The following is a 16,111-nucleotide window of genomic DNA, read 5'->3' as shown; positions in this document are numbered from 1 at the left end:
ACCAAGTCTTGGCTACTAGGGTTTGTTGACCCTAGCACAGTCTCTAAGCTTTAAATTTATCGATTTCTTTATTTAAAGTTTGTGAGAGCTTGCCAAGTTTTTGTGCATCGCTTTGGGTCGCTCTTGCGGAACCCAGAGTATGCTGTGCTAAGTTACTGATCTCAGATGATTCATTCAATGCGTGTTCGGTCGCTTGGGTTTGTTGCTGTACCAGCTGACTGATCAATTTCCCTTGCTCGTCTATGTCTCGCATGCTTTGCTCTGCGTGCTGTAGGACTTCATTAGTATCATTCGCGGCGATAACACTTTGCGCCATATTGTCTTCACTGCTGCGCATTTTGTCTTGCGTGTCTCTGGATGCAGCTTGTAAAGATTGAATAATATTGTGTATTTCTTCCGTTTGTTGCTGCGTTCTTTGCGCAAGCGTTCTAACCTCATCCGCTACCACCGCAAATCCTCGGCCTTGTTCACCAGCACGAGCAGCCTCAATTGCGGCATTGAGCGCAAGTAAATTGGTTTGCTCGGCAATCTCTCTAATCGCGGAGCTCACCTGACTAATGTTTTGCGTGTCTTCCGCGAGCTTATCTAAGGCAGCACGACTTTGTTGAAACTCAGCTTGTAGTTCGGTCATTTGCTCTGCAAGGGCTGTGGTATTGACGCTACTTTGCTTTACTTGTTTGGCTGCTACGGAGGCCAGCTCTGTTGCGCTAAATGCGGCATCCTCAACCGAGCGAGCGGATTGTGCCATATTCTCGAGAGAATGGTGGATAGACTGGATTTTATTCTCCTGCTGGGCAACGTCCTTCTCAGTATCTTGGCTTATCTTATTGAGTGTTCTTGTTGCTTGCTGTAGCTCGTCACTACTTAATCGAACGTTACCAAGTAAAGAGATAAAGGCATGTAGTACCGCATTAAATTGTTCAATAATTTGGCTAAGCTCATCGGAGCCAGTTGTCTGCGCTTTGATACTTAAATCCCCTCGAGAAGCGCTCTGTGCGGCATGTGAGAAAGTTGTGATGGTGCCCATGACCGAGGAGTAAAAGCCAATCATAAGATAAATAGCGATGATCAGTGCGAGTAGTGAAGCCAAGGCAACGGTGTTTCTGATCCACCGTTGCTGGTTTTGTTTTTCAGCGACAAGCGCGGCAAGCGTGGGTGTTGCAACATTAACAAACTGCTTGATAGCATCACTTGCACTTTGGTAGTAACGGTTAAATTGCGCTTGTGAGAGTGCTAGTTCATCAGGGTCTAACAAGCCTGTTTTCACCGCTTGCTGGTAATCAGAGAGGCTAGACTCAAGCTCAGCTAAGGGCTGACTAAGCTGCTTTTTGAGTTGCTGGTTATCATTGATAGCAATGTTAAGTTTGCCTGAAAATTGTGTCGTGACGCCAGGTAATCCTTTGTTTAAATTGGACAGTGCAATAAAACTATCTGGAGTAAAACTGCCTCTACTGATGATATCGCGTGCCTGCGCCTCAATTTGATTGATTTGCGATATGAGTCTTGGCGCAGACTCAACAAGCGTGCGATTCAGGTAACTGCGTCCAAGATCATCATCGACGGCAAGTTGAGAGGCAATAGAGAGCTGCTCAAGGGCGCTTGCGCCTGCGGCGCTCACTTTAGGTAACTTAGCGCGTTGCAATAAAATTGAATTATCGGAAGCTTTACCCGCTAAAATGTTTTCCAACATACTAGGGTAAAGCGTGAGCCCTTGCCTCTGCATCTCACTGACAGAAATAGAATGGTTAAGTACACTGTTTAGAAAAAACAAGCTGAGGCTTAGCGGTAGTAATAAAATACCAAATACAACGGCCATTTTGGTTTTGTATCGCAACCGCGCCATCAAACGGGTTGCAGGATTAATTAGTGTATTAAATCCAGCCATCACTTCCTCTGTATAATAGTTTTAACTTAGCACAGCGTTATTACCTAAGTGCGCCTAAATAACTTGAGTCTAGGTTAAATAGACCGAAGCTTTTGAAAAGCTTATTCAAAGCGTAGCTGAAAAAACAAAAAAAGCCCTGAGCGGGCTTTTTAAATACAAACTAATATGGGTTGTAATCTGTGATTACAACTTGGCAAATGCACGCTTTGCAGCATTGATAGTGTTAGCGATTTCTTCGTCAGAATGCATTGTGCTCACGAAACCCGCTTCGAATGCAGATGGGGCTAAATAAACGCCTTCATCTAGCATCAAGTGGAAAAACTTTTTGAAGCGCTCTAGATCGCATTCAGTTGCTTGTTGATAGCTGGTTACTTTCTTAGCGTCAGTAAAGAAGAAGCCAAACATACCACCTGCGTAGTTAGTCGTAAGCGCGATACCTGCTTCATCAGCAGCCGCTTGGAAGCCTTCACACAGGGCTTTACTCTTAGCTTCAAGCTCTGCGTGCAGCCCTTCTTTTGAAAGTAGCTCTAGCGCTTTTAAACCAGCAGCCATGGCAATTGGGTTACCAGATAGCGTGCCCGCTTGATAAACAGGACCAACTGGGGCGATGTAATCCATGATTTCTTTTTTACCGCCAAACGCACCCACTGGCATACCGCCACCAATCACTTTACCTAAACAGGTTAAGTCTGGGGTGATGTTGTAGTACTGTTGAGCACCACCAAGTGCAACACGGAAACCCGTCATGACTTCATCAAAGATAAGCACACTTTGATTGTCAGTACATACTTCGCGCAGGCCTTCTAAAAAGCCTTCTACCGGTGGAATACAGTTCATGTTTCCAGCAACAGGTTCGATGATCACACAGGCGATTTGATCTTTGTACTGCTCAAAAATCGCTTTTACTTCATCAAGGTTATTAAATGAAACCGTTAGCGTATGCTTAGCAAAGTCGGCAGGAATACCAGGGGAGTTAGGCACGCCCATGGTAAGTGCACCTGAACCTGCTTTAACAAGCAAGGAGTCAGCGTGACCGTGGTAACAGCCTTCAAACTTTAAGATCTTATCGCGGCCGGTGTAACCACGAGCAAGGCGAATAGCGCTCATGGTCGCTTCTGTACCAGAGCTTACCATACGCACTTTTTCAATAGATGGTACTAGCGATTTTACTTTTTCCGCCATTAGGATTTCAGTTTCCGTCGGCGCGCCGTACGATAGGCCATTTTCAACCGCTTCAAGCACTGCTTGTTTAATCTCAGGATGGTTATGACCTAAGATCATCGGGCCCCAAGAACCCACATAATCAATGTACTGTTTACCGTCGGCATCAAAGGTGTGAACGCCTTCGGCTTTAGTGATAAATAGTGGCGTACCACCTACACCATTAAAAGCGCGAACAGGAGAGTTAACGCCTCCAGGGATTGAGTCTTGGGCGCGTTTGAATAAGTCTTGACTGATTGTCATTGTCGATCCTTTTTAGCTTTCACGTTTGCGGCTAAACCAAGGTACTTCTACCTCGTGTTTTTCCACTTGGTTTTCAACACCTAGCGTTAGGGCAAAAAGTGCCATACGGATCAATACACCATTTTGAACTTGGCGGAAGATAGCTAGGTTGTCGTTGTTATTTAGGTCGTTGTCTAGCTCGTTTGCATCGCTACGGCTGTCGCGAGGTAACGGGTGCATTAATACTGAGCTAGGTTTACAGTGAGTGTCATAAATCGCTTGGCTGATCCTAAAACCACCACGGTATTTGTTTGCTTCTTCTTGAGAAGGGAAACGCTCTTCTTGAATACGAGTCTGGTAAACGATATCGGCAGCTAAATTGCCTTCCATCTTAGACACGACTTCAATACGATGACCGGCATTGTCTACGACATCTAAAATAGACTGAGGCATTTGTAAGCCATCCGGTGCAACCATTGTAAAGCGGATATCTTTGTAGTGGCTCAGTAACTTTGATAAAGAATGCACAGTGCGGCCGTATTTTAAATCACCGACTAGGGCGATGTGCATGCCGTCAATTCCAGTACCAAAGCGGCTAAGCTCTCGGTCAATCGTCAGTAGATCCAGCAGTGCTTGAGTCGGGTGCTCATTTGGGCCATCGCCACCGTTGATAACAGGAACGTCGGAACCGGTTGCAAACTCGGCAACTGAGCCTGCGTCTGGGTGGCGCATTGCCACGGCGTCAGCATAGGCAGAAATCACGCGAGCGGTATCATACAAAGATTCGCCTTTTGCCAGTGCTGAGCTTTGCATACCTGTGGTTTCACGGACTAGGCCGCCCAGCAGGTTAAATGCGGTGCCGAAACTTACGCGTGTTCTCGTGCTTGGTTCAAAAAATAGATTTGCCAAAATCGCCCCATTAAGTACTTGGGTACGTTTTTGCTTTTTAGCATAGGGTTCCATTTTTTTGGCAATGGAGAAGATGTGTTCAATAGAATCTCTGTCTAATTGATTGACAGAAAGAATGTTTTCACCTTGGAAACTGAACATTTGGCGATTCCTAAAGACAAATTGACTACCGGGTTGCAAGGTCGCTCACCCAACCAGATAACACGCAGATTGTGGGCGGTTACTTGGGCGCATATTATACCCAAGTACCCCCAATAATGCACGGTTACAGTGCAGGTTTTAAAACGGCAAGAAAGACAATGGCTAATAGAATTAGTACGGGAAATTCGTTGAAAAAACGATAGAACTTGTCGCTTTTACGATTGCGATCATGTTTGAAGTCGGCAAGTAATTTAAAGCAATAACCATGATACATATAGAGTAAAATCACTAAAGTCAGTTTATAGTGTAGCCACATACTGTGCTTAAACCACTCACGTCCGTATTCTGTAATCGTTAAGACCCCAAACACAGCGGTGAGAATAGCAAATGGGGTTACAAAAAAGAGCAGACGGCGCTCCATGATTTTGAGCATTGAGCTACAAGATTTTTCTTCAGTCATTGCGTGGTACACAAAGAGACGTGGCAGATAAAAAATCCCTGCAAACCAGGCAATCATAAAAAAGATATGTAAGGCTTTATACGTTAGCAATAAGCTCATTATAAATTCCACTTTTTAGATTAGAGTAAACTGTTTCTGGTGGTGAGTATGTGACGAATTTGGTCCCATCGCAATAACCCAAGTATTTGTTTTTCATCCTTTTGGTTGTAGATATACACTGCGCCTGAACGTTTATCTTTTAGCACATCAAAGGCGTCTGCTAAGGTCGCTTGTGTGCTTAGTCCTTGTAGCTCGATATAAGAGACCGATACGCTGCCCTCGGAGATTAAGTTTAAATCGTATTCGGCTAAGCGGTAGCCGCTTTGTTCATCATAAACAATGAGCGGTGTTTGGCTATCAACCGCGGATAGAGTTTCCTTTATCTGCTCTTTGTCATCGGAATAGAGCAGTTTAAAATTCTCATCCATCTCAGCCACAATCCCCACTTTTTGCAATGCCTCTTTTGCGGGGGATACTTGGTAAGGCAGTCCTTGAAAGTCCAGTTGTTGAATAAAAATGGAACGGTTGCCAAACGCCTGTAAAGCCGTAACGTAAGCTGTGGTGATCACCAGCATAGCTGGAACGATTATTTTTGGATTGGAAGTCAGCTCCATTACCGCTGTGAGTGCAGCAAGCGGGGCGTGCAAAGTTGCCGCAAGTAAGCCTGCCATACCGAGTACACCATAAGTTCCCGCAACATCGACGCTGGGTTCAATAAACTGGGCAAAGAAAGACATCAAGGTGCCCATGATGACCCCAAGCCCAATCACTGGACCAATAATGCCACCGGGAATACCAAGTCCAATCGCAAATAAAGTCGCCATCAGCTTAGCAATCAATATTGTGGTGAGTAGCTGTAAGTTATGTGGAGATTCAACGGCTTGGGTGATAGCGCTCATACCTGAACCCATGGCACCCGGTACGGCGTAGCCAATTAATCCCGCAATTAAACCCGCTAATAAAAGGCGAGGAAACATGCTGATGGGCTTAAAAGTTTTGATGATCAGCATTAGATTTTGATTGAAGGCAAAAGCAACAGCTCCTAATGCTGCACCACAAATAATTAAATAAGGGTAATGCCAAAAACTCAACGGAGTGATATGAATGAGCGCCAGCTCGGAACTATTACCAAACACATATTGCGTGCTCATTGCACCGATCACTGAAGCCAACATCACGGGCACGAAAATGTGGATTTTATACTCCCTGAGCACGACTTCCATAACGAATATCACCGCCGCGAGCGGAGTGTTAAATGAGGCAGCAATACCTGCAGCTACACCGCAACCAGCCAAAGTTCGCGCAGCATTGAGTGGTAGATGTAAACGCTCTGATAGAATGCTCGCTGCTGTTGCCCCCATGTGCACAGATGGTCCTTCTCGACCAACAGAAAAGCCACTGATCAAAGCAACGGCACCACCAAAAAACTGGTTAGCAGAATTCCAAATTGGCATATGACCGTAGTGGTGTTTGATCCGGTTGATCACATATGGAATGCCCAAACGGTAATGCTTAAACCCGGTTAAGGCGGCAAAGACCGCGATGAGTAGCGCAGCAAGCACAGGCAAAAATAGCCGATGTAGCTCAGAAAGCTCGGTAAAGTCATCAGGTTTATCGAGAAATGTGCCTTGGATTAATTCAATAGTAAGACGAAAAGCAATGATAAGTATCGCCGCAAGCAGGCCAGCACCAGCACCAAGTAGGCACAGTTGCGCTGAAGTTTTAGGTTTTGCAAGGCTTCGTCTTAATGTATCCAACGACATGAACGTCATTCCACAATAGTAAACCGTTTAAGAATATCAAATTTTTTACACTAAGTCCTTGTGCTAACGCAACTTAACTGAGGCAATAGTCTTACTTTCTTTGGTTAAGCATTATAGATACCAATATACATTCAATAGCAGGTTAGGTGCAGAGTTAAAAATCTCTCAATGACAAAAAATAAATAGAACCGTTTTGACAGGTGAACAACGAGTTCTTTGTTCCAAAAATGGATCATTTATCAAAGATAATTGGTACAAACGCTATACTTGATTAAAATACTCAGGTATTAGATAATTTGCAGATTACAGGATTAGGGGTCTAAATCTATGTCTGAACAATTACCAATTCAGTTTTCTGACGCTGCCGCAAGCCGCGTAAAGGAACTTATTGAAGAAGAAGAGAATGCCAATCTTAAGCTACGCGTGTATGTAACGGGTGGCGGTTGCTCAGGCTTTCAATATGGTTTCACTTTCGATGAAAAAGTAAATCCGGGTGATTTGGAAATCGTAAAAAACGGTGTCACTATGGTTGTCGACCCAATGAGTATTCAGTATCTAATAGACGGAATCGTAGATTATACTGAAGGACTTGAGGGTGCACGTTTCTTTGTGAACAACCCCAATGCAACAACCACTTGTGGCTGTGGTGCAAGTTTCAGCGTCTAGACATTATTCGCACTACGTTTCTCTAAAGAGTCATGCGTTTGTCATGGCTCTTTTTGTTTCTGCCCATCACAACTCAATTTGCTTTATTCGTCACAAACTCCCTGTTAAATACATCATTAAGACAAAAAAGCCCAAAACAAAAGATGAAAATACTAAGATGTAGATAAAGCCTTTTTTCCCTTGCTTAAGCGGCACGCCGTTAGAACGAAGGAAGTAAATCCAGCCTAAGCACAATAGAATTGGCAGTAAAAACAGTAATCGAATCATCTAGTAATAGCCTCTTTTTTAACCACTCAGTAAATGTTAGCTGTAAGTTTTTATTTTTTAAAGAAAAATAATTTATTTCAAATACTGGTACATTTTTTAAAAAATTTGTTAAAGTGTTACTGGATATTACAACCCTTAATGAATTAAGAAAAAGTAAAAAATTAATTAGGTGTTACTCGTGTTTTAGTCTATACCTAATTGGGTACATAGGGACAAGTTAACATTTTGTCTACGTGTTACTGGTTTGGCATAACTTATCGCAGCTAGCTGGTAAGTTGTACCGCATTCAGGGTAAACTGTAAGCTTGATCGAGTTCTAAAGGCAAAAATGCTGAGTTCATACAGGCTTAACATTTTGCATTGTAGAGTTCCTCGATAAGCTACAACTGTAATATTTAGATAATAACTAAATGAGACGGGCATATTTCATTTAGATAATTTAGTCTTTCATCTAGTAGGAGATGTTTAATTATGATGGGTAAAACGGTTTCTTCTGAAGAAAACGGCAAGCTAACGAAGTGGCTAAAATCAAAGCGCCACGAGAAAGGTCACACAATGCGTAGTCTTGCGCAAGTGTTAGGTACGCCTCATTCATTCATCGGTAAAATTGAAAACCAAGAGCGTCGATTGGATGTCATTGAGTTTTTACGTTACTGCGAAGCGTTAGAAGTTGATCCTTATGAAGGCTTACAGCTAATCAAAGAAGATCAATAAGCGTTTAGTTAGCAAGAACGTAAAAGGTGCAAGGACCTGCACCTCTAGCTTTTGTTAGCATGATATGCCTTTTCAATAGCATAAAGCTTGTGCCGAATTAAATATAAAAACAATAATGACGGAAGCACCATAAGCGCAGTTAGCGCGAAGAAGAGTGCCCAATTACCTCCAAGCAAATCATCTATCACAAAACCACTATAGCCTGATAGCACGGTACGGCCTAAGCTACCAAGTGATGCAAGTAAGGCATAGTGGGTTGCGCTAAACGCTCTATCACAGAGCATAGAAATAAACGCCACCATCGCTACCAATGACCAAGCTTGGGTAAAGCCGTCCACCACAATTGCTAGTGCGTACAGATGTTCTTGAGGGCCTGCTATGGCAATCCAAGAAAACATTAAATTTGATGCTGCCATAGCAACACCACTAATAAATAAGCCTTTCACGATACCGTATTTATGGTTAAAGATACTGCCAAGAAAAGCAAATACGATAGTGATCACACCGGTACCAAGCTTTGAATATTGCCCAATTTGGGTGTTTGTAAAACCCACTTCTTTATAAAATACGATGGACATACGGGCTAAAAAGGCCTCTCCTATCTTAAATAGGAAAATAAAGGCGAGTAGGGCACATGCCGTTTTAACCCCATTTTTTTCAAAAAATCGCTTAAAGGGCTCAACCAGAGTCACAGCAAGCCAGGCATAGATCTTTTTAGAAGCACTTGATGAAGCGCTGTGGTTAAGTTTTTGCTCGTAACTCTTCTGTAGTAGTTCCTGTACTTGCTCGCGATGAGATTTTGGCTCTTTTGCCAACAAAGTGACCACTAACAAACACACTACGATGACGCTTAGCATCTGATAGATAATGGGCCAACTAAAGCCGGGTAAATCGGCCATAAAGAACGGAATTGCACCAAGTAAGGCATAGCCAGACCACCAACCTGAAGTCGCCATCGCTGCCGCTGCCGTTGCCTTTTCACTTTCATCTTCTGGTAAAATGTCGATGCGATAAGCATCTATTGCAATATCTTGTGTAGCTGAAAATAACGCAATAATAAAGCACAATAATGCAGCATGCGAAAGGTGGTCTTTAATTGAAATAGTGGCTAATGCAAAGGTGGCAACAATAATAATAAACTGGCAACTTGCTATCCAGCTTCGTCTTTGCCCTAAGCGATTATACAGTAGAGGGATTTTTACTCGGTCAACGAGTGGGGACCACAAAAAGTTGATAGTATAGGCGCCATATACTAGGCCAAATAGGCCAATGGTGCTCCGGCTTAACCCTTCATCTTTAAGCCAAGCTGACATCACCGAACCAATCAATACCCAAGGAAAGCCGCTACTTATTCCAAAAGCAAAGACAGTTAATAGACGTTTGTCTTTGTAATAACCAAGATATTGTGAAAAGCTAGATGATATCAACATAAAAGGGTATTACTCTGGCTGCTTTAATACTTCGACTGAAAGAATAATGACGGGCTCTTTAGGTATAAAGGTATAGCCAAGCTTTTCATTGTAGCCGGTTTCCACCTTCATAATCGCGTCCAGTGTTTCATAGCCTTCAGACACATTCCCGAACACGGCAAAACCCCAGCCTCTACCTGGGTTCAAGTGATCGTTGTCATCCATATTAAAGAAAAACTGTCTGGTACCTGAGTGTGGTTTGTTGTCTTGGTAGGCCATGGCAATGGTATACATATCATTTTTCAAACCATTACCGCTTTCATTGAAGATAGCTTCGCGCTCAAACATACCATCGTACTCTTTGTCGTAACCTCCACCTTGGATAACAAAGTCTTTTTCGTTGGCTTCATCACGCTCAACTCGATGAAAGACAGAGCCGTTATAGTCTTTGTTGATAACGTAAGTTAAAAAGTTATTTACTGTAATTGGCGCTCTCGATCTGTCTAGTTCGACAATAATCGGCCCTTTACTGGTATTGATTTGAACTCGAGGGAATAGATTATTCTTTTGTACGAATTTACCGTTCATTTCGGCAAATACATTCATACTTAATAATAGGATGGTTAAGCTTAGAATTATTTTTTTCATTAACTTCCTCTCACAAATTGAATAAATTCAGGATCTTGAACGATTCGAGTCACAACCTGTTGAGCTAGATTGTTGAGCTGCTCTTCGATTTTGGCTTGGTCGTGTTTTAGTGGGCCATTTAAATTAGCACTACCTTTATATTGTTTTTCGAAACTGCGAGCGCCTTGCTTTATTAGTACGGTGACGTCAGCTTCAGCATCACTTTGGTGAGTCGAGAAAGACTCTTCAATAATGGCTTTAAAGCGATTGATATCCACAGTGACTTGCGTTGCTGCAACCGGTGTTATTTGCGCGCCATGTGCAGTGAGTGCTTGCGTCAATACCTGATAGAAGTTAACCGGTAAATTAGCATCAGGTACGTAAAGTGCGGGTTCTTGGTTTTTCACGCGAATGGTGTATTTTGTAGTCCGCAGGTCATTTACTTTGACCGCCACATTGGCGGCAAGCGCGTTTGACGAAGGTCCTTGATACTCCGGATGAAGAATGACACTGCGTGGTGAGCTTTCACAGCCCACGAGTATCAAGGTTAGCAAAATAATCAGCAATGAAAAACGCATGAAGTTAGCTCCTCTTTATTGCACTTAAAACCGTGAATTTTTTGTTGTTGCCTAGTGTCTTGCTGTTACCGAACAAACGCTTGAGTTTGTCGTCGTATTCCAAGTGGCGGTTACCGATAATTCTTAACTCTCCCCCTTGGCGAAGCGCAGCCTTAGCTTGTAAAAACATCTGCCAAGCAATGTGATCGGTGATTGCGTTGGCCTGATGGAATGGTGGGTTACACAGTATCAGATCCGCACCGTAATTTTCAAAACCCGTAAGGCAGTCGTTTTGAACGAACTGACAATCAGCAACACGCTCGGGTAGGTTATTCACGATATTTTGCTCCGCGCTATGCACCGCCATCGCGGACTCGTCGATAAAGGTGACGGTGGCATTTGGCATTTTTGCGAGCGTCATCAATCCGATGACACCATTACCACAGCCGAGATCAATGACCTTCAATGGTTTTTTACCCATAGGAAGGTAATTGATAAAAAAACGTGCGCCAATATCAAGAGAGTCTCGTGAGAAGACATTTGCTTCATTCGACAAGATAAAATCGGTTTTTTCCAGCGGCCAAGACACAGGGAATTTACTATCAATGGCTTTGGCTGACGTCTTGCTGAACACTAAGCGCGATTTTTTTACCGCTAAGCTAGTAGTTGGCTCTGTCAAAAAGTGGCTAAAGCTTTTTAAAGTTGAAGTGTGAATTTCTTTTGCTTTGCCAGCCGCAATTACGGGAATGTCCGTAGTCAGTTTACTTAACCGTGCAAGCTGCGCTTGTAATAGCCCTGAATTTTTGGGAATTTTTATTAATATCAGATCGATATCTTTTGGTAGCTCATCCATGCTAGTGAGTACATCAACCTGAGCGTCCGCAAGTTCGTTGGCCTCTAAATTATACTCATAGGCGAGGGTACTTACATAAGAGTCGGTGACTACTGTGCAGTGCTTGTCAGCAAGTGCACAGCATAATGCGCCAAAACTATCGTTGAGAATGAGAATACGGTTTGCATCGCGGTGATGTTCAAAGACATAATCTAACAGGTATTCGTCGGCTGAATCCCAAGCTTGTAAGCTGCGATTTTTTTGATCGAGTGGAAACCTATGTAGCGTAAAAGGGTTTCCGGCTAGAATTGCATCAGTCGTCATGTGAATGTTCTATAAATAAAAGCAGCGGGTAGTTTAACATGAGAGCAGTAGACAAAGCACGGAACTTGCCGAGCGGTTTTAGCTATCAAGCACAGGCTATTAGCTTCGACAAAAGTCTAGCGCTATATAATGTACTACTGAATAGTCTTGCGTGGCAGCAAAATACCATCACCTTATTTGGTAAGACCCATCAAACGCCTCGACTTGAACGCTTTATTGCCGACCCAGACGTGCATTATAGTTATTCGGGAAAGCGACTCGAAAATGCTCCTTGGCCTTCGGTATTGCTTGGGATCAGACAAACGCTAGAACGCAGATTTAATATTCCTTTTAATGCGGTATTGGCCAATTATTATCGTAATGGTCAAGACAGTATGGGCTGGCACAGTGATGATGAACCCGAACTCGGTTTGACGCCCATAATTGCTTCACTGTCGCTTGGCGCGACCCGCAAATTTAAAATACGCCACAAAGTAAGCCTCTCTGTAACCGACATTTTATTGGAAACGGGCAGCTTATTGGTAATGCAAGGTGATAGTCAGCGCGACTATCAACATGCTTTGCCAAAGCAGGCCAAGGTGACTCAGGGGCGTATTAATCTCACCTTTCGAAGTGTTGGAAATACGCGCTGAACGGCGTATAGTAGCGTCACGAATTGCTCTAGGAGACAAAGTATAATGTCAATGCAATCACAGATTTATGACAAAATAGCTGAAGCCGTTGCGTGCAAGCATCTGAACGTTATCAATGAAAGCCATATGCACAGCCGTGGCGAAGAGTCTCACTTTAAAGTCATTGTTGTAAGCGAACAATTTGTCGGCCAGAGGCTGCTGCAACGTCACCGAAAGATCAATGAAGTGCTAAAAGATGAATTACAAAACCATATTCACGCTTTGGCCATTCATGCCTATACACCAGAAGAGTTTTCAGACAAAGAAGGTCAAACGCCAGAGTCACCAAAATGCTTGGGTGGTTCTAAGTTCGATAGCTGATCAGATGTGTGTTTTACATATCTGCCAGTACACTACGCAGTAATTTTAATAAAGTGAGACCAATCTCACTTTTATTTTGTATCAAATCAATGGATAGGATCTCTTATGGTCATCAAACCAAAAATTCGCGGATTTATTTGTACGAATGCGCATCCGGTAGGCTGTGCTGCACACGTTCAAGAACAGATTGAATACGTAAAACAACAAGGCCAAATCGAAAATGGTCCCAAGAATGTATTAGTAATTGGTGCATCGACAGGTTATGGCTTGGCATCGCGTATCACGGCTGCATTTGGTGCCGGTGCGAAAACGCTAGGTATCTTCTTTGAAAAAGAAGGCTCAGAGAAGAAAACAGCATCAGCGGGTTGGTATAATACGGCTGCTTTCCAGCAAGCTGCAGAAGAAGCGGGTTTGTGGTCTAAAAATATCAATGGCGATGCGTTTTCTGATGAGTTGAAGCAAAAAACCATCGACACCATCAAAGCTGAACTGGGTAAAGTAGATTTAGTGGTATATAGCCTTGCGTCTCCTCGTCGTAAAGACCCTAAATCTGATGAAGTTTATTCTTCAACACTTAAGCCAATTGGCTCAGCTATCACAACTAAAAACCTAAATACTTCTAAACGCGTTATTGATGAAATGACAGTTGAAGCTGCTAACGAAGACGAAATCGCCAATACGGTTAAAGTGATGGGTGGTGAAGACTGGGAACTTTGGATTGATGCGCTTAAGCAAGCAGATGTACTGGCTGATGGTTTCAAAACAACGGCATACACTTATATCGGTAAAGAGTTGACTTGGCCAATATACGGCCACGCAACGATTGGTAAAGCAAAAGAAGACTTGGACCGTGCGACGCTGGCAATTCGCGAAACCACTGCTGATATTAATGGCGAAGCTTATGTGTCTTCACTGAATGCAGTAGTAACGCAGGCAAGCTCTGCTATTCCAATTATGCCTCTTTATATCTCTGCACTATTTAAAGTGATGAAAGGTGATGGTACATATGAAGGGACAATCGAGCAAATTCATGGATTGTTTACTGAAAATCTATATGGTCAATCGCCACGCTTTGATGATGGCGGTCACTTGTTCCAAAACTATAAGGAACTAGAAGACGGCGTTCAAGCTCGTGTACAAACTATTTGGGATACTGTTGATACCGATACAATTGATGAATTGACGGATTATGTTGGTTATCACAACGAATTCTTGAAGCTATTCGGCTTTGGGGTTGACGGCGTAGATTACGAAGCTGATGTGGATGCAACGGTAGAAATTAGTCACCTCGTTTAATTTCACGGTTTTTTATCTCACTGTTTTTGATTTTGCGGGCAAAGTGCTACTTGGTACTTTGCCCGTTTTTGTTTGACCGTGAATTTTTACTTATTTTGCAGATTAGGGTAAGAAAAATTTTATCTATGCAACTTTGGTCTATACTCCTTCCAGTGATGGATTTTTCAACTAATCTAAATCCACGTTAAAGTCGTATTAATTTCATAATTCCACTCGCATACTCAGTACGATTAATGTTAAAATCAGAGAAATATGTGAGGACTTTTATCACGACGCTGCTTTTTTGTGCGCGTTGAGAGGTATTTTAAAGGGGCTTGTTTGGGAACCCTATCCGGACTCATAACTTTCTGCTCTTTATACCTAATACTTAGTACAAACGAGGTGGCGCTGTGGTGACTAAAGATATTTTCAGTTTCTTTCCGTTAATGTAATGCAAGTGCGTATGATCAACATAAAAAAAGGTCTGGACTTACCAATAGAGGGCGCACCTCAGCAAGTTATTCATGATGGTTCTGCTGTCAAACGAGTAGCTGTGCTAGGTGAAGAATTCATCGGTATGCGTCCTACCATGCATATTCGTGTGGATGACCAAGTCAAAAAAGGCCAAGTTCTTTTTGAAGATAAAAAGAACCCAGGCGTCAAGTTTACTGCGCCAGCTTCTGGTGTAGTTAAAGAAATTAACCGTGGTGCTAAGCGTGTACTTCAATCCGTTGTGATCGAAGTTCAAGGCGACGAGCAAATCACTTTCGAGAAGTTTTCAGCTGCTGATTTAAGCAACTTAGACTCTGAAAAAGTGAAGGAAGTGCTAATCGAGTCTGGTCAATGGCCAGCGCTTCGTGCACGTCCATTCAGCCGTGTCGCTGTGCCGAGTGCAACACCTAGCTCAATCTTTGTGACAGCAACAGATACTAATCCGTTAGCAGCAGATCCTGCTGTTATCATCGCAGAAAACGTGGAAGCGTTTGAAGCGGGTCTAGCGGTTGTATCTCGTTTGACTGAAGGCAAAGTATTTGTGTGTAAGAAAGCGGGTGCTAACGTACCTAGTTCTTCTATCTCACAAGTAGAAGTTCATGAGTTTGCAGGTGTGCACCCAGCAGGTAACGTGGGTACTCACATTCACTTCCTAGATTCTGTAGGTACAAACAAGCAAGTTTGGCACATTGGTTACCAAGATGTCATCGCGTTTGGTAAGTTGTTCCTGACAGGTGAAATCTACTCAGACAGAGTTATTGCTCTAGCAGGTCCTCGAGTTAAGAACCCTCGCTTAGTAAAAACTCATGTCGGTGCGTCGCTAACAGATTTAGTTGCAGGCGAGCTTGAAGACGGTGATAACCGAGTCATTTCTGGCTCTGTGTTAGCTGGTAAAACAGCAACTGGCCCTCACGCTTACCTTGGTCGTTACCATACTCAAGTATCAGTTTTACTTGAAGGTCGCGAGAAAGAGCTATTTGGCTGGATCGCTCCGGGTAGTGACAAATTCTCAGTAACACGTACATTCATTTCACACTTAGCACCTAGCCGTTTGTTCAAGATGACAACGTCTACTGGTGGTTCTAAGCGTGCGATGGTACCAATCGGTAACTATGAGCGTGTTATGCCACTCGATATTTTGCCAACGCTATTATTACGTGATCTTATTTCACGTGATCTAGATTCTGCGATTTCGTTGGGTGCACTAGAGCTAGATGAAGAAGATTTAGCACTATGTACATACGTATGTCCGGGCAAATATGAGTACGGTTCAATCCTGCGCGATTGCCTGACTACTATCGAGAAGGAAGGTTAAAA

General features: G+C 43.1%; 15 protein-coding genes. 6 read left to right on the top strand and 9 right to left on the bottom strand.

The window, feature by feature from the left end; translation table 11 throughout:
* Positions 1–43: 43 nt before the first annotated feature.
* From GSF04_RS18925 to GSF04_RS18905, 5 genes are all read right to left on the bottom strand, one after another.
* The gene (locus tag GSF04_RS18925; protein WP_211858381.1) at positions 44–1,885 is read right to left on the bottom strand and encodes a methyl-accepting chemotaxis protein; all 1,842 of its coding nucleotides are present in this window, start codon (positions 1,883–1,885) and stop codon (positions 44–46) included.
* A gap of 183 nt (positions 1,886–2,068) precedes the next feature.
* Positions 2,069–3,349, bottom strand: coding sequence for a glutamate-1-semialdehyde 2,1-aminomutase (hemL, locus tag GSF04_RS18920; RefSeq protein ID WP_211858379.1), 1,281 nt, complete (start codon positions 3,347–3,349; stop codon positions 2,069–2,071).
* A gap of 12 nt (positions 3,350–3,361) precedes the next feature.
* Positions 3,362–4,378, bottom strand: a complete 1,017-nt coding sequence (locus GSF04_RS18915; protein WP_211858378.1) for an aspartate carbamoyltransferase — start codon at positions 4,376–4,378, stop codon at positions 3,362–3,364.
* Between the two features lie 124 nt (positions 4,379–4,502).
* The gene (locus GSF04_RS18910) at positions 4,503–4,937 is read right to left on the bottom strand and encodes a CopD family protein (protein ID WP_095729554.1); all 435 of its coding nucleotides are present in this window, start codon (positions 4,935–4,937) and stop codon (positions 4,503–4,505) included.
* A gap of 20 nt (positions 4,938–4,957) precedes the next feature.
* Complete coding sequence (locus tag GSF04_RS18905) at positions 4,958–6,640, bottom strand: chloride channel protein (RefSeq protein WP_010372240.1); 1,683 nt, start codon at positions 6,638–6,640, stop codon at positions 4,958–4,960.
* Positions 6,641–6,967: 327 nt separating this feature from the next.
* On the opposite strand from GSF04_RS18905, the gene erpA reads away from it, so the two are divergent.
* Positions 6,968–7,306: an iron-sulfur cluster insertion protein ErpA gene (erpA, locus tag GSF04_RS18900; protein ID WP_010372235.1), complete on the top strand. Its 339-nt coding sequence runs from the start codon at positions 6,968–6,970 to the stop codon at positions 7,304–7,306.
* 737 nt (positions 7,307–8,043) lie between these two features.
* Complete coding sequence (locus GSF04_RS18895) at positions 8,044–8,286, top strand: helix-turn-helix transcriptional regulator (RefSeq protein ID WP_017216404.1); 243 nt, start codon at positions 8,044–8,046, stop codon at positions 8,284–8,286.
* A 44-nt stretch (positions 8,287–8,330) separates the two neighbouring features.
* On the opposite strand, the gene GSF04_RS18890 is transcribed toward GSF04_RS18895, so the two are convergent.
* From GSF04_RS18890 to GSF04_RS18875, 4 genes are read right to left on the bottom strand one after another with little or no spacing between them, the layout of a single operon-like run.
* Positions 8,331–9,716, bottom strand: a complete 1,386-nt coding sequence (locus GSF04_RS18890) for an MFS transporter (RefSeq protein ID WP_211858377.1) — start codon at positions 9,714–9,716, stop codon at positions 8,331–8,333.
* Between the two features lie 9 nt (positions 9,717–9,725).
* Positions 9,726–10,343: a peptidylprolyl isomerase gene (locus tag GSF04_RS18885; RefSeq protein WP_010606092.1), complete on the bottom strand. Its 618-nt coding sequence runs from the start codon at positions 10,341–10,343 to the stop codon at positions 9,726–9,728.
* On the bottom strand, positions 10,343–10,900 hold the full coding sequence (locus tag GSF04_RS18880) for a YajG family lipoprotein (RefSeq protein ID WP_211858376.1): 558 nt from the start codon (positions 10,898–10,900) through the stop codon (positions 10,343–10,345). Before GSF04_RS18880 ends, GSF04_RS18885 begins: the two co-directional genes overlap by 1 nt.
* A 4-nt stretch (positions 10,901–10,904) precedes the next feature.
* Positions 10,905–12,035: a methyltransferase gene (locus GSF04_RS18875; protein ID WP_039493752.1), complete on the bottom strand. Its 1,131-nt coding sequence runs from the start codon at positions 12,033–12,035 to the stop codon at positions 10,905–10,907.
* Positions 12,036–12,073: 38 nt separating this feature from the next.
* Here GSF04_RS18875 and GSF04_RS18870 point away from each other — a divergent pair, with 38 nt between their 5' ends.
* From GSF04_RS18870 to GSF04_RS18855, 4 genes are all read left to right on the top strand, one after another.
* Positions 12,074–12,667 carry an alpha-ketoglutarate-dependent dioxygenase AlkB gene (locus GSF04_RS18870; RefSeq protein WP_039493751.1) on the top strand — a complete coding sequence of 198 codons (594 nt, stop codon included), beginning with the start codon at positions 12,074–12,076 and terminating at the stop codon, positions 12,665–12,667.
* A 45-nt stretch (positions 12,668–12,712) separates the two neighbouring features.
* On the top strand, positions 12,713–13,027 hold the full coding sequence (locus GSF04_RS18865) for a BolA family protein (RefSeq protein WP_039493750.1): 315 nt from the start codon (positions 12,713–12,715) through the stop codon (positions 13,025–13,027).
* A gap of 105 nt (positions 13,028–13,132) precedes the next feature.
* Positions 13,133–14,323 (top strand): enoyl-ACP reductase FabV, encoded by a 1,191-nt coding sequence (gene fabV, locus GSF04_RS18860; RefSeq protein ID WP_017216398.1) that lies wholly within the window; start codon positions 13,133–13,135, stop codon positions 14,321–14,323.
* A 442-nt stretch (positions 14,324–14,765) separates the two neighbouring features.
* The gene (locus tag GSF04_RS18855) at positions 14,766–16,109 is read left to right on the top strand and encodes a Na(+)-translocating NADH-quinone reductase subunit A (protein ID WP_130163544.1); all 1,344 of its coding nucleotides are present in this window, start codon (positions 14,766–14,768) and stop codon (positions 16,107–16,109) included.
* Positions 16,110–16,111: the final 2 nt, after the last annotated feature.

The sequence above is a fragment of the Pseudoalteromonas sp. A22 genome (assembly GCF_018141345.1).
In the GTDB taxonomy this organism is placed as follows: domain Bacteria; phylum Pseudomonadota; class Gammaproteobacteria; order Enterobacterales; family Alteromonadaceae; genus Pseudoalteromonas; species Pseudoalteromonas maricaloris.
Note: the sequence above shows the minus strand (reverse complement) of the source record. Positions and strands in the feature narration are given on the sequence as shown.